General features: G+C 39.0%; 30 protein-coding genes. 25 read left to right on the top strand and 5 right to left on the bottom strand.

What is annotated here, in order from left to right:
• The first annotated feature begins 109 nt into the window (after positions 1-109).
• The 7 genes from ACOSV2_RS10620 to ACOSV2_RS10590 all read left to right on the top strand — a co-directional run bounded on the left by ACOSV2_RS10620 (position 110) and on the right by ACOSV2_RS10590 (position 4,140).
• Positions 110-706, top strand: a complete 597-nt coding sequence (locus ACOSV2_RS10620; protein ID WP_428975033.1) for a class I SAM-dependent methyltransferase — start codon at positions 110-112, stop codon at positions 704-706.
• A 281-nt stretch (positions 707-987) separates the two neighbouring features.
• Positions 988-1,272, top strand: coding sequence for a hypothetical protein (locus ACOSV2_RS10615; protein ID WP_428975032.1), 285 nt, complete (start codon positions 988-990; stop codon positions 1,270-1,272).
• Positions 1,273-1,426: 154 nt separating this feature from the next.
• On the top strand, positions 1,427-2,317 hold the full coding sequence (locus tag ACOSV2_RS10610) for a hypothetical protein (protein ID WP_428975031.1): 891 nt from the start codon (positions 1,427-1,429) through the stop codon (positions 2,315-2,317).
• 96 nt (positions 2,318-2,413) lie between these two features.
• Complete coding sequence (locus ACOSV2_RS10605) at positions 2,414-2,614, top strand: hypothetical protein (protein ID WP_428975030.1); 201 nt, start codon at positions 2,414-2,416, stop codon at positions 2,612-2,614.
• 136 nt (positions 2,615-2,750) lie between these two features.
• Positions 2,751-3,122, top strand: coding sequence for a VOC family protein (locus ACOSV2_RS10600; RefSeq protein ID WP_428975029.1), 372 nt, complete (start codon positions 2,751-2,753; stop codon positions 3,120-3,122).
• 147 nt (positions 3,123-3,269) lie between these two features.
• The gene (locus tag ACOSV2_RS10595) at positions 3,270-3,587 is read left to right on the top strand and encodes a PadR family transcriptional regulator (RefSeq protein ID WP_113969640.1); all 318 of its coding nucleotides are present in this window, start codon (positions 3,270-3,272) and stop codon (positions 3,585-3,587) included.
• Positions 3,574-4,140, top strand: coding sequence for a DUF2812 domain-containing protein (locus tag ACOSV2_RS10590; protein WP_428975028.1), 567 nt, complete (start codon positions 3,574-3,576; stop codon positions 4,138-4,140). Before ACOSV2_RS10595 ends, ACOSV2_RS10590 begins: the two co-directional genes overlap by 14 nt.
• A gap of 281 nt (positions 4,141-4,421) precedes the next feature.
• On the opposite strand, the gene ACOSV2_RS10585 is transcribed toward ACOSV2_RS10590, so the two are convergent.
• Together ACOSV2_RS10585 and ACOSV2_RS10580 are read right to left on the bottom strand one after the other, a co-directional pair.
• Positions 4,422-4,844, bottom strand: a complete 423-nt coding sequence (locus ACOSV2_RS10585; protein WP_113969637.1) for a VOC family protein — start codon at positions 4,842-4,844, stop codon at positions 4,422-4,424.
• Between the two features lie 364 nt (positions 4,845-5,208).
• Complete coding sequence (locus tag ACOSV2_RS10580; RefSeq protein ID WP_428975027.1) at positions 5,209-5,781, bottom strand: dienelactone hydrolase family protein; 573 nt, start codon at positions 5,779-5,781, stop codon at positions 5,209-5,211.
• Positions 5,782-6,171: 390 nt separating this feature from the next.
• Here ACOSV2_RS10580 and ACOSV2_RS10575 point away from each other — a divergent pair, with 390 nt between their 5' ends.
• The 10 genes from ACOSV2_RS10575 (at position 6,172) to ACOSV2_RS10530 (ending at position 15,014) form a co-directional block, all read left to right on the top strand.
• The gene (locus ACOSV2_RS10575; protein ID WP_428975026.1) at positions 6,172-6,654 is read left to right on the top strand and encodes a DUF2975 domain-containing protein; all 483 of its coding nucleotides are present in this window, start codon (positions 6,172-6,174) and stop codon (positions 6,652-6,654) included.
• An 11-nt stretch (positions 6,655-6,665) separates the two neighbouring features.
• On the top strand, positions 6,666-6,881 hold the full coding sequence (locus ACOSV2_RS10570; protein ID WP_428975025.1) for a helix-turn-helix domain-containing protein: 216 nt from the start codon (positions 6,666-6,668) through the stop codon (positions 6,879-6,881).
• Between the two features lie 41 nt (positions 6,882-6,922).
• Entirely contained in the window at positions 6,923-8,170 is a 1,248-nt protein-coding gene (locus ACOSV2_RS10565) for a DUF4153 domain-containing protein (RefSeq protein WP_428975024.1), read from the top strand.
• 194 nt (positions 8,171-8,364) lie between these two features.
• A complete protein-coding gene (locus ACOSV2_RS10560; RefSeq protein WP_428975023.1) occupies positions 8,365-9,291 on the top strand; it encodes a GNAT family N-acetyltransferase in 927 nt (308 codons plus the stop codon).
• 5 nt (positions 9,292-9,296) lie between these two features.
• Entirely contained in the window at positions 9,297-9,821 is a 525-nt protein-coding gene (locus tag ACOSV2_RS10555; RefSeq protein WP_428975022.1) for a DinB family protein, read from the top strand.
• A gap of 71 nt (positions 9,822-9,892) precedes the next feature.
• Entirely contained in the window at positions 9,893-10,723 is an 831-nt protein-coding gene (locus ACOSV2_RS10550) for a GNAT family N-acetyltransferase (protein ID WP_428975021.1), read from the top strand.
• A gap of 84 nt (positions 10,724-10,807) precedes the next feature.
• Positions 10,808-11,086: a hypothetical protein gene (locus tag ACOSV2_RS10545; protein ID WP_428975020.1), complete on the top strand. Its 279-nt coding sequence runs from the start codon at positions 10,808-10,810 to the stop codon at positions 11,084-11,086.
• Between the two features lie 23 nt (positions 11,087-11,109).
• A complete protein-coding gene (locus tag ACOSV2_RS10540) occupies positions 11,110-11,790 on the top strand; it encodes a phosphopantothenoylcysteine decarboxylase domain-containing protein (protein WP_428975019.1) in 681 nt (226 codons plus the stop codon).
• A gap of 62 nt (positions 11,791-11,852) precedes the next feature.
• Positions 11,853-13,793 (top strand): S9 family peptidase, encoded by a 1,941-nt coding sequence (locus ACOSV2_RS10535; protein WP_428975018.1) that lies wholly within the window; start codon positions 11,853-11,855, stop codon positions 13,791-13,793.
• A gap of 378 nt (positions 13,794-14,171) precedes the next feature.
• On the top strand, positions 14,172-15,014 hold the full coding sequence (locus ACOSV2_RS10530) for an alpha/beta fold hydrolase (protein WP_428975017.1): 843 nt from the start codon (positions 14,172-14,174) through the stop codon (positions 15,012-15,014).
• Between the two features lie 75 nt (positions 15,015-15,089).
• Here the strand turns inward: ACOSV2_RS10530 and mraY are convergent, their stop codons facing one another.
• Complete coding sequence (gene mraY, locus ACOSV2_RS10525) at positions 15,090-16,040, bottom strand: phospho-N-acetylmuramoyl-pentapeptide-transferase (RefSeq protein WP_428975016.1); 951 nt, start codon at positions 16,038-16,040, stop codon at positions 15,090-15,092.
• Between the two features lie 380 nt (positions 16,041-16,420).
• Here mraY and ACOSV2_RS10520 point away from each other — a divergent pair, with 380 nt between their 5' ends.
• From ACOSV2_RS10520 to ACOSV2_RS10505, 4 genes are all read left to right on the top strand, one after another.
• A complete protein-coding gene (locus ACOSV2_RS10520) occupies positions 16,421-16,768 on the top strand; it encodes a VOC family protein (RefSeq protein ID WP_428975104.1) in 348 nt (115 codons plus the stop codon).
• Between the two features lie 130 nt (positions 16,769-16,898).
• Complete coding sequence (locus tag ACOSV2_RS10515) at positions 16,899-17,561, top strand: AraC family transcriptional regulator (protein WP_428975015.1); 663 nt, start codon at positions 16,899-16,901, stop codon at positions 17,559-17,561.
• 92 nt (positions 17,562-17,653) lie between these two features.
• Entirely contained in the window at positions 17,654-18,535 is an 882-nt protein-coding gene (locus tag ACOSV2_RS10510) for an AraC family transcriptional regulator (protein ID WP_428975014.1), read from the top strand.
• Positions 18,536-18,853: 318 nt separating this feature from the next.
• Positions 18,854-19,837, top strand: coding sequence for a glycerophosphodiester phosphodiesterase family protein (locus ACOSV2_RS10505; protein ID WP_428975013.1), 984 nt, complete (start codon positions 18,854-18,856; stop codon positions 19,835-19,837).
• A 493-nt stretch (positions 19,838-20,330) separates the two neighbouring features.
• Here the strand turns inward: ACOSV2_RS10505 and ACOSV2_RS10500 are convergent, their stop codons facing one another.
• The gene (locus ACOSV2_RS10500) at positions 20,331-21,134 is read right to left on the bottom strand and encodes an alpha/beta fold hydrolase (RefSeq protein ID WP_428975012.1); all 804 of its coding nucleotides are present in this window, start codon (positions 21,132-21,134) and stop codon (positions 20,331-20,333) included.
• Between the two features lie 184 nt (positions 21,135-21,318).
• Here ACOSV2_RS10500 and ACOSV2_RS10495 point away from each other — a divergent pair, with 184 nt between their 5' ends.
• Together ACOSV2_RS10495 and ACOSV2_RS10490 are read left to right on the top strand one after the other, a co-directional pair.
• The gene (locus tag ACOSV2_RS10495) at positions 21,319-21,867 is read left to right on the top strand and encodes a sigma-70 family RNA polymerase sigma factor (RefSeq protein WP_428975011.1); all 549 of its coding nucleotides are present in this window, start codon (positions 21,319-21,321) and stop codon (positions 21,865-21,867) included.
• Positions 21,854-22,870, top strand: a complete 1,017-nt coding sequence (locus ACOSV2_RS10490; protein WP_428975010.1) for a hypothetical protein — start codon at positions 21,854-21,856, stop codon at positions 22,868-22,870. Before ACOSV2_RS10495 ends, ACOSV2_RS10490 begins: the two co-directional genes overlap by 14 nt.
• Positions 22,871-23,229: 359 nt before the next feature.
• On the opposite strand, the gene ACOSV2_RS10485 is transcribed toward ACOSV2_RS10490, so the two are convergent.
• Positions 23,230-24,465 (bottom strand): TolB family protein, encoded by a 1,236-nt coding sequence (locus ACOSV2_RS10485; RefSeq protein ID WP_428975009.1) that lies wholly within the window; start codon positions 24,463-24,465, stop codon positions 23,230-23,232.
• Between the two features lie 190 nt (positions 24,466-24,655).
• On the opposite strand from ACOSV2_RS10485, the gene ACOSV2_RS10480 reads away from it, so the two are divergent.
• Entirely contained in the window at positions 24,656-25,126 is a 471-nt protein-coding gene (locus ACOSV2_RS10480) for a DinB family protein (protein ID WP_428975008.1), read from the top strand.
• A gap of 328 nt (positions 25,127-25,454) precedes the next feature.
• A complete protein-coding gene (locus ACOSV2_RS10475; RefSeq protein WP_428975103.1) occupies positions 25,455-26,000 on the top strand; it encodes a GNAT family N-acetyltransferase in 546 nt (181 codons plus the stop codon).
• The last annotated feature ends 8 nt before the right edge of the window (positions 26,001-26,008 follow it).

Here is a 26,008-nt window from a genome sequence, read left to right as displayed (position 1 = left end):
CGCGTTCACTTGGGTCTTTATGAAAGGATTTGATTGATAGAATCGCCTCTTCATGATTTGATATAATGTTTACCACGCAGCTCCATTGCTATGGATAGGAGAGTGAAATATGGAAAATAACGTTTTTGAAGAGATGGCGAAAAGATACGATACAGAAGATCGAATAGAATTGGCAAAGGTAATTGTTAAGGAAGTAAAACAAGAACTACAAAATAGTAAATCAAAATCTTTAATCGACTACGGGAGTGGCACCGGTCTGATTAGTCTGGAATTAACGGATTTAGTGGAATCCATTTTGTTGATCGATTCATCTGAACAAATGGTAGAGGTTGCGAATGCAAAGATCTCTCAAAAAGGTATCACCAACTCGGAAGCACTTTATTCAGATTTTACCCAGGGAACTCCAGATCTTAAGGCTGACATCGTGTTAATGTCACTCGTCCTTCTTCATATTCCCGATACTAAAAAGATTCTAAATGAGTTGTGCAGCATTCTGAATGATGGTGGCAAGCTCATTATTGTTGATTTTGACAAAAACGATAACATCAGCCACCCGAAGGTTCACAACGGTTTTGTCCATGAAGAACTGAAAGAAAGGCTATCCGAAGCGGGATTTAAGTCAACGGAAATCAAGACTTTCCATCATGGAGAACGTATTTTCATGAATCAGGATGCCTCCCTGTTTATATCCAGTAGTATAAAGTGATTTAGGGGAAACAATAGATTCACCATAGGAAATCGAGTTTGAAATCATAAAGATTTTAGGCTCGGTTTTTTTATTCTTTTAGTTATTGTTGGCGAAGTAACAAAGCAAGGAAAGCCTGTAACTGCGGATGTTTATTCCCATAAAGGGCCAGTTGATGAAATAAGTGATTGTATTTTTTACATATATTTGAAATAATTAAGAAAAATGTAAATTTGGTGAATAGAAATGAAGCACATGAGTATTTTTGAACGTTATAAATAAAGAAATATGGAGGAAGTGTTATGTGGGTTATATTAGGGGTTATGGCAATAGTAGTCACTTTTATAAATCTTTATATGTATACAGCAGGAAAGGATTATAAGCTTGCTATGGCGATGGGATTATCATTTACAGCATTAACACTTTGTGCAGAATACAGTCTTGTATGGGAGTGGGTAGAAGTGGAAGATTGGGCAGCTTTAGGGGATGTAGTACCTGGTATGGAAAGGGCATTATGGTTTTTGACAATTGCTTCTATCTTACTAAATATAGCACCTATTCTTTTAGAACGAAAAGGTAAGAGATAATTACCTCTTGGGAACAACTGAAGGTGATACCGATAATAAGTAAGATAATGAATCAGGCGGTGATTGTTAAAGGCAACCACTCCCTTGTTTCGCTAAAGGATACGCTAATGTAACTCTTCTAGAAAATCACTCCAAACTACAGAGGTGAGTTAATTTGATAAGAAAGATCCAGCCAACATCTGACAATATGAGAGAGTGGATAAAGGCTTATGTACCGGATAAAGACTTGTTTTTCCTTCCTGAGGATAAACTTGCTAGTTTTAAAGAATATATAAGTAATGTCTTGGTCATTCCTCACGAAGAGTTTATGAACCATTCATCTTATAAACAGATACAATTTGCGAACAGTTATGAGTATTGGAGTATATCAAAGGAAGTAAATTATGTTCTTGTGACACCTCCAGGCTGGTGTGATCGGCTTCCTGATGAAAAGAAAATAGACCTTTTTCATATTCAAACGGAAGTGGGCAGGGGATTGATTCATCCAATCTCTGACTTCTCTGTAGACACATCATCCCTCAGTGAAAATATGATAGAAGTGAAGGGTGAGGAGTATCTAGTCCTCCATAAAGCGATGTGGGATGAACTCTCTTATCACAGTAAGGAAGAACTTATGAAAGAGATTGCACAACAATGGGAGGATTGGATTTGCTACGATTATCCGATCAAAACACCTCCACACTTAATTAAGTTTACAAACACCTTTCCCTCCACAGCAGGAAGTAATTGTTTATCAGCCACACTGTTCGCCATCACTCAACAAGAATGGATCATATATGAATGGGTACATCCTCAAACGTTTCTTCAAAGTTTAGAAAATGAACATTATCACGTTATCACATCTCAGGATATAGAAGCAGGTGATGTGGTTACTTGGGAAAATTCAGACGGGATCATTCAACACGCAACTTACTGCATAGACGATGATTTGTTCTTTAACAAACGAGGACAGACCTTCTTTAATGCGTGGAGTATTTTGCATTTTAATGATTTAAAAGAAGATTGGGACCGTTTTAATATGAATATTTTTCGGAAGGCAGTCTGAAATCATTCATATGAGATTATCGGTTTTTCTTTTTCCAGCCGTTCACATTCTAATAGTATAAAACTATTTTTCTATAAGGGAGGTAAGGGTAAACAGTTGGAAATTATAAATAGCGTACAAGAGGTACTATCTAGTGGACTTGCTTTTGTTGTTTATATTGCCATACCAGCGTTTATTATTATTAAAGCTATTAGAAGAAAGAAACTCCCTGATAATCATTACACCCCTGTAGACGATATTTTAGACGGTAAAGTGATAGGTCTGGAAGAAGAGAGTGATAGAGCTGATAACAGTTGACAAAGACATTAGTAGTAGAGAGAAATGAAGTGCATTCACAGTAAATCTTAGTATTGTGGAATTTAATTGGGAATTTGAAGAGGAAGGTATATAGAAAGCGAACTACTTGATATACCAGTAAAAAGGAGAGAAGGATATGAGTAATTCATTCATTGAACAAGTGCATTATATTAGAATTCCAGTAAAGAATTTAGAACGGTCTGCACATTGGTACAGAGATGTATTAGGTCTTCAGTTAGTAAACTTAACGGAGGAACTTGCGGTGATAAAAATAAATGAAGGACCTTTCTTACTGATCCTAATCCCAACAGAAGACGAAACCTTTGCCCATTTTACCATTAACCAAGAACAAGAATTCAGCATTGGCTTTACAAGTCCAGAGCTAGCTAAATTTCATCAACACTTAATGGATCATCAGGTTATGGTCGATGATATTAAAGAAGATAACGGTCATTCCTTTTTCCACTTTTATGATCTAGATGGCAATAAGCTGCAAGCCCACTGGTAATATGGAATACAGCAAGTCGATTTCCGAACGTAGCGGAAATCGGCTTTTTTTGATTGGAATTTGAAAATACGGTTGACTATTCAGTTGAACTGTAATAAATTATTATTAAGCTGAACTATATAGTTGAACTGAATAAAGGGTGAGAACATGAAACATAAATTATTGCCGTTGTCTGAAACCATGCATTATATTTTATTAGCTCTGCGTGAGCCACTCCACGGCTATGCCGCGATGCAGAAGATTGAAGAAATGAGTAATGGGACGGTTCTGTTAGCGGCCGGGACATTATACGGTGCGATTGAAAACTTGAATAAACACGGGTGGATTGAACCTGTTGGACATTCAGGCCGGAGGAAAATTTACAGTATAACTTCAGAAGGAAGCGCTATTTTGAAAATGGAGCAAGAAAGGCTCTTGCATCTTTTATCCTTGTATGAAGGAAGTGAAGCGAATGAAGAAGTTTAAATTTTTCATAAGTATTGAAAAAGAAGAGCATTGGCTGAATGAGCAATTACAAAAAGGCTATCTCTGCACAAACATTAGTGGGCTGGGAATATACACTTTCGAAAAAACGGATAAGAGATATGTTATGCGACTTGATTATCAAGATTATTTATCTAAGAAAAAGTTCGAGGAATATAAAGCAATCTATGAGGATTTCGGTTGGAACTACCTGAAGGGGTACTGGCTGAGTGGAATACGCTATTGGCAAAAAGAAAGTGATGACCAGAATGAAATCTTCTCTGATCGAGAGTCAAAGAGTCATTATTATAAACGAATCATGGGCTATTCCTTTTGGTTTGGTATGATTTTTCTGATTTATTCTTTTAGGTACTACAGGGATCCGGGATTATACCATGAAGGTCTTTGGAGTATGGAGAGTGCATTATTTTGGAAAGCATTCTTATTTGAAACTCCATTTGTCCTTTTGAAGTTGTTTCCGGCCTTTATGGTAGTTTTATTGGCCGGGAGTTATTTTAAGGCTTATCGAAAGTATTCAATATTGAAAGAGCAATAGAGGGAAGGGGGCTTATCCAGAATAGGGTAAGTCCCTATTATCTGAAATTCCCCTTGAGTATTCTGGTTTATTTTGGAATAATTCGTATTAAGTCTATAAAAGGCCGTTTTGTAGTTAGAATTAAGATGGAGCATGGTGAAAAGTGTTTCACATTTTTTAGTAAGAAAGCACTGTTAATATGATTAATTCTTGCAAAAATGCGATAAATGTCAGACTCCATTTAGTTAGAATAAGAGGCAAAAACCAGCACAATAAAATTGAGCTGGTTTTACCAAGCATCTTTACTGCTCTAATTCCCAATGTGGATTCCACACTACTTCCCATAAATGTCCGTCTAAATCCAGGAAGTGACCAGAATATCCTCCCCAAAATGTATCCTTCGCTGGATCAGTGATTGTTGCCCCGGCTGTTTCAGCCTCCCGCATCACCTGATCCACTTCCGCTCTACTGCTTACATTATGTCCGATTGTGAATTCAGAAGGACTCCTGGGAGAGAGGGGGACATTGGCTTCTTTCGCTAAACTTTTTCGTTCCCAGATGGCGAGTTTGACTCCATTTTGCAGATCGAAGAAAGCCACGGCGCCATTCTCAAATTCCTTCCCAACTATCCCTTCAGTTGGAAGATGTAGACCGTTTTGATAAAATTCCAGTGATTTTTCCAGATCATCTACTCCGAGAGTTAGTACGGTAATTCTTGGTTTCATTGTTCGTTCCTCCTTGTTTATTGCTTTTACTCTAGAATACCTTATTAAAAGAGACGGCACTTGTAAAAAACGGACAAAATTGAAGTGCTATATAAAAAATAAATAGACCAATAAAATATTGACTGAAGAAATAGCAGGCCAACATGTAAATTAGTTGGACCTGCTATTTCTCATTTTGGCTAAACAATTCTTGTAGCAATCTAGTTAATAGATGAACAAGGTAGAGTGGGGACGGTTTGTTGCTTCCTTTTAATCAAAAAGGAAGCACAGAACCGTCTCCGTGCTTCAAAGGGATTGAACCTTATCGATGTGAATCCACCTTGGAAAATACTTGAAATGAACCCTGTGATTGACCAAGATACAGCTATGCGAGAAAGTCGAGAACCCGTTTAATCACAAGCTTCGTCGCGTCAGCATCGTAAGAAGGTATACTGCTGTCGGTAAAGAGATGTTCCTTGCCCTCGTATAGAAAAAGTTCAGCGTGATTGGCCGATGCAACAAGTTCACGGGCCGCGTTGATATCACCGTCTTCAACGAAGAAAGGATCTGCACTCATGGCGTGAATTTGCACAGGCAAGTCGGCAGGCCACTGAGATTCGAACTCCGAGGTCGGGAGGCAGGCATGAAAAAACAGTGCGCCTCTTGCGCCTTCACGAGTTTGAGAGAGCTGCTGTGCTGCCGGGACACCGAGTGAGAAACCAGCATAGACGACATCGCGTGGAAGGTCACCGGCTGCCCGAACACCACGCGCCGTTACTTCTTCAAATCCGATTTCCTTTACAAATCCTAAGCCTTCTTCCAGTGAGGGAAATTTGCGGCCTTCAAATAAATCTGGCACATGCACAATATGCCCCGCATCTCTCAGTTGATCGGCGATTGCTTCAATCCCCTTTGTTCTGCCTAAAACATGGTGAAACAACAAAACTTCTGCCATCATGTTCCCCCCCATCTAATGAATTTCATACGTCTCATGTCTCATGTATAAGTTTCGACAAAAATCCAGTTTGACCTGCCAGAACTTCAACTTCTTCGACAAGTTCTTAGCTTTGAAAAAAATCTAAAAAGTACTAATCCCCAGTTTTTCATTACCCTTATTATTTTTCCCAGGAGTGCCACTAATGTATTTTAGTTTCGGGTGATGAGAGAAGACCATGAAGTAGAAGATTGGTTCAGAGAATATTATTATACGGGAACGAAGGGTGTAGAAGATTTAGGAATAATTATTGTGAACAACAATAAAATTATTATAATAATTAATAAGTATTTATTGTAAATCAATAAATTTTATATTAAAATCAATAACAGAATAAATAAATGAGGTGCTTTTATGGAAAATGTGACAACGTTGTTTTTGAAAATAGCTGTAATTTTTTTAGGTGTCCCAGTTCTTGCTCTGTGCATCTTTTTGGTGCCTGAGATGGCGGACCTTTCAGCAACATTACTTCCAGAGTTTGCGGTTATAAAATATTTCGTTTTCATCGTTTTTTATGCATCAGCAATACCTTTTTATTTTGCTTTGTATCAGGCTTTTAAACTCCTGCGCTACATTGACAAACATAAAGCTTTCTCTGATTTATCTGTAAAAGCGTTAAAGAATATCAAACATTGTGCAATCACAATCAGTATTTTGCATGTACTAGTTTTGCCGCTCTTCTATATCTTTGCGGAAGTAGACGACGCACCAGGAGTTATCTTTGTGGGATTGGTTGTTCCTTTTGCTTCGATGGTTATCTCAGTGTTTGCGGCAGTTCTCCAGAAACTATTAAAAGAAGCAATTGATATTAAATCAGAAAATGATTTAACGGTCTGAGGTGAATAACAATGCCAATAATAATCAATATTGATGTGATGTTAGCAAAAAGGAAAATGAGCGTAACGGAGCTTTCGGGGAGGGTTGGGATAACGATGGCTAACCTTTCTATATTGAAAAATGGAAAGGCGAAAGCGATTCGATTATCCACCTTAGAGGCAATTTGTAAGGCTTTAGAGTGTCAGCCTGGGGATATATTAGAATACAAAAGTGACGAAGATCGTTAAACATTGTGGAGGAAAAATAACAATTATTAGGAGGTATTACGATGGGATCTAACAATTCGATTATTGAAAACATGGGTGACCCTCATGAACTGGAGAGAATTTATAGAAAAGATCCAAAAGCTTTTAAACATTCCTTCTTACAGGCATGGGAACAAAATCCTGATTCTCAGGTCCTTGGTGTTTGGTATGAAAGATTGCATTTCAAGGAGGTAGCCATTACAGAAAAATCTTCCAAGATTCAAAAAGATTTCATATTCATGGGCATTTTAGCCATTATGGCAGGGATATTTACCAGGATCATTTTCCATTTTGTCGAACAGGAAGTGATTGCTCCAATTAACCTGGCCTTTGGTATTGTTCCTTTTATCGCTACCTATTTTGTTTACAAAAATACTCCGAAAAAAAGTGTTATTTATTCCCTTGCGGCATTGTTCCTAATATCTTGGGTTTATCTTAATACGCTGCCTATAAATGATAAAGACAGTACTATCCTTGCTTATTTACACATTCCTATATTCTTATGGATCGTGCTAGGGCTTGCATTCACAGGGAATGAGTATTCAAAAGGAAGTACTAGATTAGCCTATATCAAATTTAATTTGGAATATGGTATTCTCTACGCCAGCATGGCTGTGAGTGGAATGGTACTGGCAGCATTAACCATGCAGTTATTCAGCTTTATCGGCTTGGATATAGAGGAATTTTATTTTAGCAATGTCGTTTTATTTGGTGCTTCCTCTCTCGCTATTGTGGCTGCCTACCTGGTATCAATGAACCTTAAACTTGCTAAAAATATTACACCCTATTTAGCTAAAATTTTTAGCCCTCTTGTTCTGATCACATTGTTGGTCTATCTTATTGCTGTTATATGGACCGGAAAAAATCCATTCATGGACCGTAATTTCCTGATAGCCTTCAACGGAATCCTCCTTGGTGTATTGGTCGTTACCATATTTTCCATTACCGAAAGCGACTCAGATGAGAAAAAAACCATTTCAGACTATATAAATTTTGCCCTGATTGTTCTTGCCCTTATCATTGACAGTGTGGCATTGTCGGCCATCGTGTTCAGACTTTCTTCATATGGGATTACTCCAAACAGACTTGCTGTATTAGGTGTAAACATACTTATCTGGGCAAATCTAATTTGGATTATGTTCTCCTATATGCGTTTTCTACAAAACAAATCCGGACCCTCGACTATCCAAGATTCCGTTACTAAGTATTTACCGGTCTACGGACTTTGGGCAGCTTTCGTAATATTTACTTTTCCTTTAATCTTTAATTAGAAAATACGATAACGCGGGTTAATTGAAGATAAAGAACATTGGGAAGAGCTTAAAACCCCAATGTTCTTTTTGTTATCTAGGTAGGGAACTTTCATCTTTTTTTTCGACCATTTACTTGAGTAACTCGTGTGAATTTGAAATAATTGGTATTAAGTTAAAGGTCAGCGTAGAGCTGAAGAGAAAGGGCGAAAAACATGAGTGAGCAAGGTCAATCTTTGAAACAACTTATTAAACTAGAAGACGGATTAAGATTAGTTTATCAAGAACCCAAAGAATACATACGATACTATTCCATTTATCATGGACAAAAAAATGCAGATTCCTATTTTAGAAGGTCCTCTGAGACGTTAATAGAAGTCGCATCCATTTTTGACTGCGGATATTTTATCATGGATGGCGAAACCATTATTGGCGGTGCATTTATAAAACCTAATTTCATGTCGGATTTATTTGTAGTGCCACCCTATAAGGACTATGAAGGGTTGGTCCACAAGCTATTAAACTATGTAAAAAAAATATCGACGACTGAAGATAAAATCATTGTAAGGGAAGTGGTAGAAGACCAAGTGGCAGCGTATGAACAACAAGGATGCAAGATTCATGAGGTGAATGTATGGATGATTCGTCCGACGGAACCAATGAAGGCCATTCTCCCTGAAGGGTATAGTTCAAGGGCTGTTTCACGTGGAGATGGGAATGATATCGCATGTTTACTCATGAAAGCCTATAGAGCCAATCCGGCGTATAAGCAAATCGGAACGAAAGAGGATTATCTTCTCCACGTAAACGAATTTATCAATCAACATAAACATAATAAAATCATGGATGAGTGTTCAAGAGTTGTGATCGATCATCGCACTAACAACATTGTGGGTGTCTGTCTGCACATGGAATTTGAAGACTATCCACTTATCATGAGTTTAGTCGTGGACCCTGATCACCAACAGAGGGGGCTTGGACGATATTTGTTAACCCATTCGATCCATTCTTCGAGTGCAGGGTATCCGGCTACCCGCTTATCTGTCATTAAGGATAATGAAGCGATTAAACTTTATGAAGATCTTGGGTTTCTTAGAAGTAAATCGATCATTGATATGCATTTAGCATGTGTAAAGGAGTAGAAGCTATGTTGAAGAAGCCAGAAACAAACGAATATCCCCCATATTATAAGGAATATGTAAACAATGTCCTAGATGGAGATCTGCTCCAGATTCTTGATGATCAACAAAAGGAAACCAAGAAACTGTTGAAAGACTTAAGTGAGGAAACGGCAGAATTTAAGTATGCTCCGGGAAAATGGACCATCAAGGAAGTCATCGGCCACATAACCGATACGGAGCGCATTATGTGCTACCGCCTTCTCAGTATCGGCAGGGGAGAACAGGAAATGCTTCCTGGATATAATGATGATGAGTATGTGAAAAGAGGGCAGTTCAATCGCTTTTCATTATCGGACCTTTTACATCATCAAGCTCTTGTCCGTCAACACACCATTCTTCTATTAAGCAGCATAGATGAAGAAGCGTTGCGCCGGCGTGGAAACGCAAACGGCTCCGAAGTAACGGCCCGTGCGATTGCGTACATTATTGCCGGGCATGAAATTCACCATCGAAGGTTGATTAAGGATCGATATCTGAGTACTCTTCAATAATGGGAGTTCAATCGAGCGTCTCATCCAGATAATTGATTAGTGGTTATAGTCAGGAGAAAGGATGAAAACGGATGATTTCAGAGCTTGAACAGTCTGAATTTTATAAATGCAATGAATTATTAGTTCACGAGGGACTCTTGGAATCAAAAGCCATTATTGAAGGTTGGAATTCCGGTCGTATATTTGTAGATGATCTTCAGGCTCCTACCTCTGGATTTATTTGGCTGGGGAGCAATAATGGTTTTATCTTTATTGGAAACGAAGAGAATGAGGGTTTTAATTGTCAACTGAACCATTTTTTTAATACAGTAATCAAACCCGAGGCCAGAAGAATGGGTTTAAAAGGTTTTGAAGCGATAGGTGACCATTCAAAATGGAATAAGACGATTAAAAACGTATTTGGCGAAAATTTGAGGGGTTACAATCAAAGGGTGTATGAATTACAAAAGGATCATTATATCCAGAAAAATGAACCTCTTTTAGAACAAGGATATGAAACGGTTAAAATTACAAAAAGTATGTTGGAAAACAAAGGTCAAGTAACATATAAAAACGTTGGATTTTTGCATTCTAAACTATTAGAGTTTTGGCCATCGTTTGAAAGGTTCTTAAATCATGGTGTCGGGTATATGGTTGTTTTTGAAAAAGAAATTGTAAGCGTTTGTTTTTCAGGAGTTGTAGCTGGAAATGTTCATGGCATTGACATTGAGACGTTACCACATCATCAAGGGAAAAAGCTTGCACAGAAGGGAGCACATGCATTTGTTCAAGACTGTTTAGAGAATAAGATTTTACCGTATTGGGATTGTATGGAGATCAATGAACCTTCTGTTTCAGTTGCAGAAAATATAGGGTTACGGAATAAGCTTAATTATAGTTGGTATAGTGTACCGTTTGAATGATCTTCTTCATTAACTGAAAGGAATATATGTGATCCAATCCTTTCTTGGTAAAGGGAGAAAGGTAATACGAAAGGGGTAGTTTCCATGTGGTGGCAGTACTATGGGGATGCAGTGATTGCAGTGGCAGTGCTGACAGCATTATTGATTTTGAGTTCGATTCATTTCTTCATGGTGAAAAGTAAAAGAGGGTTTATTATTCCCATATCCATATCAGCTATAGGTTATATATCTTTTGTAATAGGTATCGTCTTTATCAGAGGATTTGAAGGATTAGGATTTATGGTCTATGGCGTGATTATTATGGGGATTGGCCTCCTTTATTACCTGGGAGTCGGAGTCTATAGAAAGATTAAATACCAATAAGGAAGAGTGTAGTAGGTGAATATATGAGTCTATTAAAAGGAAAGAAGATCCTGATAACAAGCGGAGGTACCCTGGAAAAGTGGGATACAGTCAGGGGACATACTAATCTAGCAAAAGGGACAATGGGGTGTTATTTAGCGGAAGAAGCGTTGAACCATGAAGCAGAGGTCATTTACTTACACGGCTATTTTGCAAAGCTCCCTGAAAACCATCGAAACATGCGCTTGATACAATTTGAGGGTATAGATGATTTAGGTGGGAAAATCAAAAAGCTTGTACAATCTGAACACATTGATATTGTGATCATGGCAGCTGCCGGATCTGATTGGGTTGTTGATAAAGTAGTAGACCAACAAGGAAATCCAATTTTGGAGACAGGGAAAATGACGAGTGATGAACCTCCAATCATTCATTTTAAGAAAGCCCCAAAAGTATTATCTCAAATAAAAAGATGGAATCCAAACATCTTACTCGTCGGTTTTAAGTTGGAACATACAGTTGATCATAAGTACTTATTCGAAAGGGCAAAGCTTAGAATGGAGACTTCCAAAGCGGAATTCATGGTTGCTAATAAAACAGGTTCACTCTATGGTGAAGAATCAGAACATTTTATTGTTTCTACATTTCAATCACCAATAAAGTATAGTAGTAAAAAAGAGACAGCTGAGGGATTAATCCATTGTCTTGCAGGTCAAATAAACTAAATAATTGCTTTCTCATTGAATGGATAGGCAGTATTAGATGTTTACACGGAAGGTGTCTATGAATGAATATTAATGAAAAAACATATCTAAGTATAGAAGAGCTTCTTTCAATACCAACCATATCAAGCTTAAACATAAGTGAGGACGGCAATAACGTAGCATTTGTCAAAAACACAGCTGACTGGGAAGACAATACATATAGGAATAACATATGGATATATGAAAAAAATAAGAGGGAATGTTACGCATTCACCACCAACGGGTTAGAAGGTACATGCCCATTATGGTCTCCGGACTCTAGACATATTGCCTACCTTCGTTCAGTGGGTGACGGTGATAAGAAGAATCAGATCTTTGTGGAGTCGATCGATGGTGATGGCAGGGTTCAAGTGACGGATGAGAAAGAAGGGGTAAGTCAATTCAATTGGGACCCTACCGGCAAGGGCTTTTATTATGTTGCACAGTCAAAGGAATCTGAGGAAATCAAGAAACGCGGGGAGAACTATGGAGGTTTCCATCATGTAGGCAGAGAATACCAGAATGATTGTTTATGGCATGTGGAATTAAAAGATTCTACTGGTCCGCATCAACTAACGGACGGCAGGGATTTTCACATCCACGAATTTAATGTTTCAGACAATGGGGAAAAAGTGGTGCTTATGGCTAAGCCAAGCCCCGATGGAGAAGATGATCAGAATGGAACTCTCTACATACTCGATCGTCAATCAGGAGAGTTACAGAAGCTGAGTGGAGATAAGCTATTGGGAGGGAACGTCTGCTTTTCTCCTCATGGTAACAAAATATGTTATTCAGCAAGCATACGAGAGAAAGAGTACTATAAGACACATATCATGGACAGTACACTCGAAACCTATGATCTTATGAGCGGACAGCGGATTCAACCATTGATAGATTTTGACCGGACGGTTATTCCAATACGTTGGACAGCTAAAGGGATTCTACTGATGTGGCAGGATCAAACAAATTATCTTATCGGGTTACTATCCGAAGATGGAACGCTGGACATGTTAAGCGAAACAACAGAGAGCTGTATCATGGAGGCTTCTATAACAGGGGATGGAAATCATCTAGCTTATCGTAAGGCTGGACCAAATGAAACCTTCGAAGTCTATTTAGATGATGAAAAAATAACAAACGAGAATGGTCTGTTTGAGGGGAAACTGAAAAGTAACAGGGAGATCATCTCATGGAGTAGCAGTGATAATCTTGAAATAGAAGGGGTATTAACAACCCCAATAGACATTGATTGGAATAAAAAATATCCCTTATTGGTCTTCATCCATGGGGGGCCAGCTTGGGCTTCTTTCCCCATCCATTCAAGCTGCTTCAATGAAAAGTACCCTGTAGAATCGTTTATTGAAAAGGGCTTTATTGTTTTAGAACCGAACTACAGAGGAAGCTCAGGGTATGGGTATGAATTCTTAAAGGCGAACTATCGAAACCTGGGAATCGGTGACTACCAGGATGTGATATCTGGAGTGGATGCACTCGTAGACCAGGGGATTGCAGATAAGGATCGAGTAGGGGTGATGGGATGGAGCCAAGGTGGATTCATATCAGCATTCTGCTCTACCTATAGTGATCGATTTAAGGCGATCTCAGTTGGAGGGGGAATTAGTAATTGGGTCACCAATTACGTGAATACGGATTTACCATCATTTATCAGGATGCATGTAGGAGATACACCATGGAATGACCCAGAGATCTATGCTGAATCTTCACCCATGACCTATATTCAATCTGCCTGTACACCCACCTTGATTCAACATGGTGAAAAGGATGCAAGAGTCCCAGTTTCAAATGCTTATGAGCTCTATAAAGGACTTCGGGATATGGGAGTGGATACAGAATTAGTTACATTTAATGGAATGGGATACAGCTCTGGGAAACCTGGAATACACCGGGCCATTATGAAGCAGAATTTGATGTGGTTTTCACACTATATACTTGGAGAGAGTATGGATGATTTTAGGGTAATGTGATTAATAAATGGATATACAAAAATCTTTTTTAAAAGCCTATAAATGAAATTCCACCTATTCAATGGTAAAAATATTTAATAAAAGTAAAGGGGCAATATCTGAAGATCACCAAAATGATCTTCAAATATTGCCCTATTTATTTTTCAATGAATTGAAAAAAATCGAAACTTTCACTCTTTGACAAACGTCTAATAGATAGTAAGTACTAGTTGGTTGATCAGGAATCCCATAGAAAGAGAATTTGGTGAAAAGTATCATCTTACTTCTTACTTCTTCGGGAAAAAATCAATTTAGAAAAAAACAGTTAAATTTATAGCGCATCTACGGCTTTTCTTATTTTCAGTTAACGGGCCGTGAAGAGTGAATGGGGGATAAAACATGTGGGAACAAAAGCTAATTAAAACAGATCGAGGGGATTTTGAAATATTTGAAGCCGGGAATGGTGAACCATTATGTGTGACTCATCTATATAGCGAGTTTAACGAGCGTGGATATCACTTTGCTGACCGGTTTGTGGACGACTTTAAAGTGTACCTGGTCAATTTGAAAGAATCGGGGAATTCCACTGAGATTCAAGATGAAGATGAGTTAAGTATGAGTGAAACCAGCAAGGATTTAGAAGCTATCCGATCTGCTTTAGGTTATGATAGCTGGAATTTTGCAGGACATTCCACAGGCGGGATGTTAGGGCTGGTTTATGCTGCTGATTATCCAGATTCTTTAAAGCGGTTGATTGTAGGTGGTGCCTCAGCTACAAATGAATATATGGACGATCAGGAGAGCATTTATTGTGATGAAAATCCCTATAACGACCGATTTAAAGAGGTATTTTCCATCCTGAATTCCGATGATGCAACAAGAGAAGAACGGAAGCACGCACGTAGGGAATGGACGAAAATGTCTCTGAATGACCCAAGCAGATATGATGAGTACTTTTCTAAGCCAAGCAGTGGGAAAGTGGTTCAAAAACGTTTAGAGTATTATGCTTATAACGAATTGCCAACGTTTGATATCAGAGAAGACATTTCGAACATAAAAACCCCGACCATCGTTTTTTGTGGAAAACATGACTCTCAATGCCCATTCGTGTATTCGGAAGAGATTTTCAATCTTGTTCCCAATTCAACATTTTATATCTTTGAAAATAGTAACCATTCACCGCATCTGGAAGAACAAGAAAAATTCAGCGGGATGGTGAAAGACTCTTTTCATTTGGTCTGAATGGATAGAAGTGAATATATCAAAAGGACAAAGAAACTTCAAACTATGAAGTTTCTTTGTCCTTTTACCTTATGGCTAGAGAAAAAACTTCCAATAAGCATAACAGATAAACGTACAAATCCAAGAAACAAACCCAAAGGCGGTAACAATGGTCGTTTCACCCCAGCCATATTTTAAGCCGTAGTGATAATGAATCGGAGTCATTCTGAAGATTCGTTTCCCTGTCGATTTAAATGAAGCAACTTGTAATATAACCGATAGCTGTTCAGCAAAATAGATAAAGAATAAAACGGGAATGAGAATCTCAACTTTCTCGATAATGGTAAGAAATGAAAGGGAACCCCCTATCGCTAATGACCCTGTATCCCCCATAAAAGCTCTTGCAGGAAAGATATTATAAATGAGAAAACCGAGTAAGCATCCGATCATGATTAAACAAAAAAGCTGCACCTCTGCTTTGTCTGAAATCATAAAAAAGAAAAAGTAGGTAGGGATGGAGACAACCCCCAAAAGGCCGTCCAAGCCATCTGTAAAATTAATGGCATTTGCAGAACCGACAATAAATAAGGTGATGACAATGAAATATACCACTATTGGAAGATTCAAAGAGAGATTTTGATAAATACCAATCGTTGAGTCTATTCTGAGTTCGTTCATCAAATAATAAAGCAAAGCCCCCGTAAAGAGAAATTGGAAAATAAGCTTGGTTCTACTTGATACCCCTCCAGGATCCTGACGTGACGCTTTCCAAAAATCATCCAGGAAACCAATAAAGCTGAATAGAATATAAGTAATCGCCAGGAAATACATCAGTGGCGTTGGTGAAAACCATAACGATACGATCACACCTATAAAAAGAATGATCCCAAACATTAACGGAGTCCCTTTTTTGATTTGATGATTGGAAGGAAGTTCTTTTCGTATCGGTTGCAGGAGCTTTAATTTCCGTAAGAGTTCAATGAATAGCGGGGATAAAACGGAGACTAATATAAAAGCAATAATAGCCGGAATTAGTTGATCGATCACTTCTTATCTTCCCCTTTTCTATTTACTATCTATACATAAGTTCTAGTAAGACTGGAGATATCCTCTAATCTACTTTCAAAACTTTTCCTAAACTACTTACCTTAAATGAGATTGTTTGCTAAAATTCTTGTTTTTATTGTTTACCATTGAGGATACAGGCTCAGAAAGTTGATTGGAGCATCCTGTAGCGGAAATCAACTATTACTTTCTCATCTACAATAGCAATAAACTATACCAAAAGAGCCATTAAATATAAGAAAACGATATATTTAACGAATGTTGCCTTCTTCAACTATCGAGTGGTCGAAGAAGGAAATTGTTTTTATTTCTTGAAATTCTAATATAGTGGAGAAATTAAAGAAGGGAGCGAGCTTATGATGATGATAAAAGGTTTCGGGGGAATATTTTGGAGGAGTAAAAGTCCAGATGCTATAAAAAAGTGGTACAGCGAAGTGTTGAAGATTGAAATGGAAGATTGGAATGGGACCATTATTAAACCCCAATCAGGAAATGAAACCATTTTTTCTTTTTTTACTGAAGATGACCCTTACTTCCCAACAGAACAGCAAGTGATGCTAAATTTCCAAGCTTATAACATAAACGAGACGATTGAGCATCTTGAACAAGTTGGTATTCCTCTTGAGAAGGAAAAAGAGGTTAGTGAATTTGGTTCGTTTATTTGGATTAAAGATCCGGAAGGTAGACTGGTTGAACTATGGGAGAAATAATGGGGTGTCATTATTCTTATTATGTTTAATAAACGGTCCTTCTTAAAAAGAGAGGAGTTTGAGAATGGCTTGAAGTATACGGGATAGAGAAATGCTGCAGAATCAAGTCAACAGAGCAGGAGGTGTCAATGTGGATCCAACAGGAACCGTACATATATTAAATGGAACAGAAATGTATAAGAATTTCAAAGAGACACAGTTTCTTGAAGCCGAAAGGATGATTCCCTTTAACGAAGCAATGTGTTATGGGGACACCTGCGATGATTTATTTTCCGATGAATTTACAGAAATACGTGCGAAGGTTCACCATGTAACGCCTGTTCAATATGCTGAAATCACCCTAAAGCCATTGCAGCCTCTCTTTTGTGAGGATAATGATCATATAACCCTATGGTTTGATGAGGATATGTTTTGTCAAATGAACCTCCTTACCATACTCGCTTGGTTAGACCAAACAGATTATAAAGGTTCAATAGATCTCCATCTTGTCGGAGATGATTTTCAACCAGTAAGTTGTTACAGCCTAGAGGCAAAAGGATATGATTCACTCTACAAACAAGTAATGATTCATCAAAAGGCTCCTCAGCAAGTTTATCCAGGCCCTTTAGACAAGGGTATTGACCTTTATTTGAATTACCTTAAGAAAGATAGTGATCTTATGCTGTATATTCAACAGCACCAGGACGTCCCGATAAAAGAACTGGTGTCTCTTCTAATCGAAAATTTCAAAGACTATGGCTTAGGAGATACACAATACTTTGAAATGATACAATCTTATCGTCAAAAGTTATGACATCCTATAGGGGCGTCGACTAAATTGTGCACAGATTGTCGGATGGAATCATGCATTCTTTAATAATATTGTTGGTGAAAGGAGGTTATTTGATGGATTCTTTAAGAAGGATGAATGATGCATTGGCTTACATTGAAGAGCACCTGACGGAGGATATTGATTATAGCAAAATATCAAAAATGGCTTACTGTTCAGAGTATCATTTTAAACGGATGTTTTCTTTTTTATCAGGCATAAGCTTATCAGAATATATTCGAAGAAGAAGACTGACTCTGGCCGCCTTAGATCTGAAAGATAGTGATTTGAGAATCATTGATATTGCGGTCAAATACGGATATAGTTCAGCGGATTCATTCACCCGTGCTTTTCATTCTATGCATGGCTTTCTTCCTTCTGAAGCAAGAAGGGAAAATACGCCATTAAAAGCCTATCCTAAAATGACCTTTCAACTAACCATTCAAGGAGGATGCGAAATGAATTATCGTATTGTTGAAAAAGCACCATTTAAGGTAGTGGGCTTTAAGAAGAGGGTTCCTATAATCTTTGATGGAGTAAATCCTGAGATTGCAAAAATGTATGAGCGATTAACACCTGAGGTTATTAATCAATTAAAAGCACTTTCAAACGTAGAACCAACAGGTATTATTAGTGCTTCAACTAATTTTTCTGAAGGAAGACTGGAAGAAAAGGGAGAGCTGGATCATTACATCGGGGTGGCAACTTCAAGTGATGAAACAGGAGAATTTGATGCATTGAAAATAAAAGCTAGTACCTGGGCCGTATTCGAATCGATTGGACCATTCCCGGAAACACTTCAAAATGTGTGGGGCAGGATATACTCAGAGTGGTTTCCGGCTTCAGGCTATGAAGCAGTTGAAGGTCCTGAAATGGTATGGAATGAGAGTAAGGACACAGGAAATCCAAAGTATAGAAGTGAGATATGGATTCCAGTAAAGAAAAAGAACGTTGGATAATTCTATAGGTATATTTAAAGGCACTCCTTTGCGAGTGTCTTTTTTCAATACTTCTTATTTGGCATTTAAATATGATGCGATATAGTGGATACCCCACTGTTATCAAGACTCCTCAACGTAAATTTCACATTGCCGATTATGATTACATTTAGTGTTTATAGCGTTTTATTATGGTATATTACTTCTTAAATGTAACATCTTTCTACAATATTATTAATCCAACAAAAAAATATTTGGCTATTTAAATTAAGTTTGATTATGGATTAGTGTTGTCCAATATAAAGCTAAATCAGTTATTTTGATAGGGATGGGAAGCAGATGAAAAAAGTAAAAAAAGGCTTGAAAGTAACGATAGTAGTCAGCCTCATATTAACGATTTTTGTTTATTTGAATAATAGTTCTATATTTAGTGAGGAAAGAACAAGAGAGCCGATCCTTTTGGCACATCGGGGCTTAGCTCAAACCTTTCCAATGGAAGGTATCACTGGCGAAACGTGCACAGCAGCAATCATTTATGAACCAGAACACCCTTACTTGGAAAATACGATTCCTTCAATGGAAGCAGCATTCGAAGCAGGAGCAGATATAGTGGAAATTGATATCCAACCTACGAAGGATGGGGAATTTGCCATTTTCCATGATTGGACCCTTGATTGTAGAACAGATGGTTCTGGAAAGACAAGAGACCAAACGATGGAAGAGCTCAGAAAATTAGATATAGGATATGGTTATACAGCCGACAATGGAAAGACGTATCCTTTTCGGGGGAAAGGATTAGGGCAGATGCCTACATTAAATGAAGTTATAACGCACTTCCCAAATAAGGAATTTTTAATTCACATTAAGAGTAACGATCCAGCTGAAGGTAAACAATTAGCCGAGTACCTTTCTAAGTATTCAGAGGAAAGGATAGGAAATCTATCCGTTTATGGCGGGGATGAACCTATTGAAACGTTAAAGGAGAATTTGCCTGATACGCGTGTCATGTCAAAAGAGACGCTAAAAAGCTGTCTACTTTCTTATGAAGTTTTAAGTTGGACGGGTTATATACCCGGTTCTTGTAAAAATACGCAAATTCATATACCAGAAAAATATGCTCCTTACCTTTGGGGATTTCCGAATAAGTTCATAAATAGAATGGAAGATGTCAATACAAGGGTGATTCTTGTTGCAGGAGATGGTAATTGGTCTGAAGGATTTGACGAGAAATCAGACCTTGAGCGTATACCAGAGAGTTATAAGGGTGGGATTTGGACGAATAGGATAGACCGGATAGCTCCTGTTATAAATTCTGGACGATGATGTCCTGCCTCTTTCTACTTTAGACTTCAACTGTGGTGCCCATCTTGAGATGGTTTACATAGATACATACAAAAATATTACAGGATTTTACTATAGGTCTCATTAACGATGAGAAAACAGAAATATCAGACGTGAAAGATAAATATTTAAACCAGAAGGCTCCCTGATTGGATTGTTTTCTTTATCTAATCTAAGGAATGCTTTTTGGTTATTTATAAAATACAATTTCCTCAATATCCCGTAGCCATTCCCTTGCTTCAGTTCCATCCGTATTCCCTATCCACAGATTTCTTTTTGAGTCAGTTATAGAGGATCCTCTTAGCCAAACAAGCTTTTCGATGGATGGGATGAACTGAGGAGCGTAATCTCCAAACCCTTTTGGCGGACTCGTTATTTTCATTTGTTCTTTTGAGTCGATGTTAATGATGTAAAGGGCAGGAAACCTGAGGGACGGACCTTCAGCTTAGGGAAGCATAGGTCCGTCCCTCTTGTCTTACAATGGCGGCAAAATGTCTGTTTCAAGTTTGTCCAACCAGCTTTGGAGCAAGGTGTTAAATACATCGACTTGTTCGATCTGGACATTATGACCAGCCATATCCAGGACAGCAAATGTTGCCCGTGGATAATTCTCTATTAGCCGCCAGGCATCCTGATAGCCTACTATATTGTCTTGCCGACCCGTTACAATCAATGTGGGATAGTCAAGTTTCTGTGAGAGCTCGAAGGTGAAGCCATACCCATTTTCACGGATCCTGTTTACGAATTCATCATTCGTTTGGCCCGAAGGAATCAGAATATCATCCCGGAACCTTTCCCATTCATCCTTACCTAGAACGACCCCCATGGAGGCAAATGCATCCGCTTCTTCTGAAGAGAGTCCTGATAGCAAATTTTGGTCTCTTTTGAAAACGGTCTTCTGAGGAAGTACCCTTTTGTCAGATTCAGCTATGACCATGGGAGCCAGAAGCATTAAGCCATGAACTCTGTCGTGTCGGGCCTGAACGATTCCCCTAGCCATATATCCCCCATATGAATATCCACACACGATGAATGGTTGATCAGGAACCAGCTCGTCCAATAGCTCAACCACGGCTTCTAACATATCGTCCGAGTTCTTAATGGACGATTGGGGTTCGGAAAGCCCCATTCCCGGCAGATCTATGTATATCCTTTTCCAACCGCTTCTGTTCTCGAAATTCGGTTCCATTGCATGCATCATCGCCTGATGGTCAAGCGTCCACCCATGCACCATTACAACGGGAAAGCCTTCTCCTATTACTTTATGGTAAATAGCCAAGTATCTTCTCCTCCTGTCTTAAAAAACTTCCAATCTATCAAAAGTATATGTTATTTTCTGGATTAATCAAAGGATACATCCATATGTGTGTTGAATGCTGTTAGAGTTAGTTTTTTTTATAAAAAATGAAACCAAACCCTTATTGATTCGTCTTAGCATTAAAGGGGAATGAGGTGAGGGACGTGTGAGAAAGGTGAAGAATGAAAACCATTTTGAAGAACGGGATGCCTGGCTGGAAGCGATCATGGATGAGTATGGCGAACGGCTTACGAAACTAGCTTACAATTATGTGAAAGATTGGAGTCAGGCCGAAGACATCGTTCAGGATGTATTTGTCACATGCTTCAGACATTATGAAGAAATAGAGGAGATTATTTCATTCAAAGCGTGGATTTATCGACTGGTCATCAATCAATCGAAGGATGTCCTGAAGAGTTCAGGGTTTAAGAGAGTGGTGATGAATTCAAGTCTTTTTTCTCTTTTTACATCAAAGGACCCGTTGCCAGAAATGAGTTTACTAAAGCGGAGTGAGGAAGAGATTCTTTCAAGGTGTGTCCTGGCCCTGCCCGTAAAGTATCGGGAAGTCATTACATTGTATTATTATGAAGATTGTTCGATAGATGAAATTAAAGGGTTGTTAGGCTTCAACCGGAATACGATCAAAACAAGATTGAACAGAGGCAGGGCTAAGCTGAGAAAAATGATGGAAAGGTGGGGGAATGATGGAGAATAAGCTTAATGAGCTAAAGAAAGCGATGGATTCGACGACTCACAAAGGCCGGCACTTTTCGGAATTTCAAAAACATAAAATCCGAAATGCCGTTCATGCAAGCCGTTCCTTCCAGACAAAAGGCCCTAATAGAATCATCATTTTCATCATGACCACTGTCGCCATCTGTTTAATAGGATTCTTCGTTTCAACAGAATTATTGGTCCAGAAAAATGGAACGACTAACTGGAGCCCGAACACATGGAAAGTAACACATGATTATAAGGAAAGTAATAAGCTCATTTTCAGCATCTTTCCAGACCCGGAACTTCGTGCGGATATGCCTAATGGTTATATTTTCAGTTTCAAAGAACCTTTTGACACATTCAAAGGGAAAGAACTTTCTATTTCAGCGGTTCACAAGGAAACGGGAAAGCGAGTCGAAGCACTATCCCCACAAAAAATAAAGGAACCTTCACCAGGGTACTCAAGTCTGCAGCGCTTCTCCACGAGTTTTCAAGTTCCGTACAGTGGACTATGGAGGTATGAAGTCTACCTTGACGGTAAGGCATACGGAGATGTCGTCGTAAGTGTGGGTGAAAAAATAGAAGAGAGCCCTATCACGTTACCAGATGACATCCCTGACTACGTTCAAAAAAGTGATTTTGACAATATCAACTGGGATCGGAAAGCAACCATATTTGAACGGAATATGATCGGGAACGAGAACAAATCAGGCATCATTGGTGCGGACATGCCAAGCCTGACCGGACAAAAATGGATGTGGCATCTGTGGGACACCGAGGCTTCAGAACTAACAGTGGTTGGTTATCACAGGGAGTCCGAAACCGTCCAGCCTGTATTGAATAACGGTGAGAGCTGGAGCATTCCACTAGGCGGGGAGAATAACGGTGCGGATGTTCATGCACCATCGGCTGTTACCATTCCTGAACGTGGTGAGTGGGCGTTTGTCCTGTATGCGGATGGGGAGTTGTTTGATGTGGTTGTGTTGGAGATTGAACAGTGACTTGTTATTAGTGGAGGTCATTTTTTTAGAATGATTGTTTAGCCGGGGTTATGCCCGGCTTTTTGGTTTTTTTCTTCTTTTTACTAGGAAATGGAGGGGGGGATTTTGCGAGTCGTAATTATAAGATCCATTTGGAACCTAAAAACCTTGAACAAATTCAGTCTACATTGAGATATGATCCGGTTTGCGTTACTTATGATCCGGATTTTAGATTTATGATCCGCTTTCAGGATAAATGATCCTGAATTCAGATTTATGATCCTGAATTTTTATATTTGATCCAACATTAATCATTTGTGATCCGTTTGTCGAAAAACCTTTCCCTTCTGACTGAAAGGCTGCAAGATTCAACCTTTTCTTTAATAAAACACAACTTCCTCAATATTCCGCAACCATTGCTTAGCATCAGTACCATCCTTGTTCCCTATCCACAGATCCCTTTTCGTATCTGTTATAGATGTCCCTCTTAACCAAACGAGTTTTGAAATGGGCGCGATATACTGAGGATCATAGTCTCCATATCCTTTAGGAGGACTCGTAATTTTCATTTGGTGATTCGAATCGATATTCAGAGTATAAAGGGCAGGCAGCGGGTGCTTACTGAAGTCATTGGTCCACTCCTGTTCTTTGATTCTCGAAACGACCAGTGATTGGTCAGTCATCCAGTCAAAATCCAGGTCAGCGAATTGGGCAGGGGTGTAAGTTCCTGAAACAGGCATTTCTTTTACTTTTAGATCTTTATTTTTGAAGCCGAACACGATTCTCCCTCCGCCTGCGATATAGGCAAGCATATCTGAGGACGGTGACCACTTGGGTTCGCCTACTTGTAGAATCATCTCGTCTAATACCTCGAAGTTTTTTCCTTCCTTATCGATGATGCAAACCATATTACTGTCCATGGACCAGGAAGCGGTTGGAGACACCACAAACGAAATCCACTTGCCGCTCGGTGAGTAGGTCAGCTGCTCGGCATAGACCGCAATCAGTTTGTTTTGATCACTTGTCCCGATTTCCCTTGGGAGTGTGAAGAAAGGCTCGACCCCTCCAAAAAGAACAATGTCTTCATAGTTATCGCCGACTTTTTTTGTGAACAAAGAGGCGCTTGACCATCCATCCGGGGTGAGGGTTCCTGATGAAGAAAGAAGGAATCCACTGCCATCTGGAAGCCACGTGAAGTCACTGACCCCGGTTGCAATGTTGTAGAAACGCTTGAGGTCTGAAATATCTAGAATTCCTCTATTATTATAAGCAACATGATTTTTATGGGGAGCCCATTCCGGAGAATGACCGTTATAAGAAATTCTCTTCTTTTTCCCCGTTTTAAGATTGTAAGTCCACAGCTCTGACTGCATTTCCCCTTTATCGGATTCAGAAGTGGTCTCTACTTGATAGGCAAGCCATGTGCCATCGGTTGACCATTTGGGTTGAGAGTGCACGTTTCCGGAATTCGTTATTTGTGTTTCATGGTCATCTATCAAGGTCCACAAATTTCCCTCCCTGATAAAAGCAGCTTTAGCTTGATTCTTTATGGATGCGGAGGGGGTTGATGGGAAAATAAGAGCAAGGATGATGGTAAAGAGGATAGCTTTTTTCATTGTGATTCTCCTTTTCGCATATGCTCTTACTATTTTCCAGGATGGCTTACATTATGTGAAAAAGAGTGTGGAAATGAAAGATGAGGTCTGGGCCCTATTTTTTGTACCGACCCTTTTAAAAGAAGGAGTTCTTCACTTTATGCTGAAGTACTATCAATATGAAACTTCAATTCCAAGGAGGAAAATACCCATGAAACGAACTGACTTGCTCTTAAAAATGCTCGATACTACCTACGACCAGGAAAGTTGGTATGCGCCACTCAAACCTGCAATAGAAGGACTCACAGCAGCACAGGCGAGTTGGAGACCGGATGGAGAGGCGACCAAAACCATATGGGAGAATGTAAATCATCTTACTTATTATAAAGAAAGACTAACAGCACAATTAGAAGGCCGAGAATGGAATCAAATTCTCGATGGAACTGAAACCTTCTATCTTACGGAACAACTAAATGACGACATGGCCTGGAGTGCAGTCGTTGAACGTGTTAAGACCGCTCACCGTCTTTTAAGAGAAGCGCTTGGTAGAACTACGACTGAAGATCTTGAACAGAATGCTCTGGAAGAAAAGCTCTTAGACATCATGCTTCATGAGGCATACCATACGGGTCAAATTATTCAAATGAGGAAAATGCAGGGTTCTTGGCCGTCACATCGTTGATTGGAGGAATAGCTGGAGGTCACTAGAATGATCATCAGCTATTTTTGACATCTTCCATACAGACTGTAACTAATCATAAGCTCTAACATGACAGTCACAAAAATAATTCATCTCTTCTAAATAAAACACCAAGACATTCAACCTCCCCAACGACTTCAACCCCATATACATGTGTTCCCTCATATCACTGATCCGGCTTTGAAGGATAGGAAGGATTTCCTTACTGGGTCTGGATGAAAAGTGTTGTTAGAAATTAGAAATTAATGGATAATATTTTGTATGATAGCTTGATGGTGGGGTGATCCCCCAATGCGAGGAGTGGATCGAAATAATCATTCATCCAATAGAATTTCATATTCGTAATCTAACCTATACCATTAGGTCTGCAAGGGAAGAAGATGCAAAAATTCTCTCAGAAGTGCGCTTGGAGGCAGACGGAGAGACAGAAAACATGGATAGGGAAAAGGGTGAAGCGTACATAGATGAGGCGGGCTTTAAACACCTCATTAAAGAAGATACGGAGAGTCCCCAAAATCTCTTTTTGGTGTGTGAAGTGAACGACAGGATTGCAGGTTTCTCAAGGTGTGAGGGGAAACCCTTAAAGCGGATCGCTCATAAAGTGGAGTTTGGTGTATGTGTATTACAAGACTTCTGGGGATACGGCATTGGGAAAAATCTATTAAGAGAGTCCATCCGCTGGGCAGATGCCAACGAGATTAAGAAGATCACCTTGAATGTGCTTGAAACCAATGAAAAAGCCATAACTCTATATAAAAACAACGGTTTTGAAGTAGAAGGGGTGCTGAAGAAGGATAAATTATTATCGGACGGACGTTATTACAATACCGTGGTGATGGGACGGTTTCATCCATAATATCGAAA

This window comes from Rossellomorea sp. DUT-2 (assembly GCF_052665285.1).
This window is presented reverse-complemented; position numbering and strand designations above follow the sequence as displayed.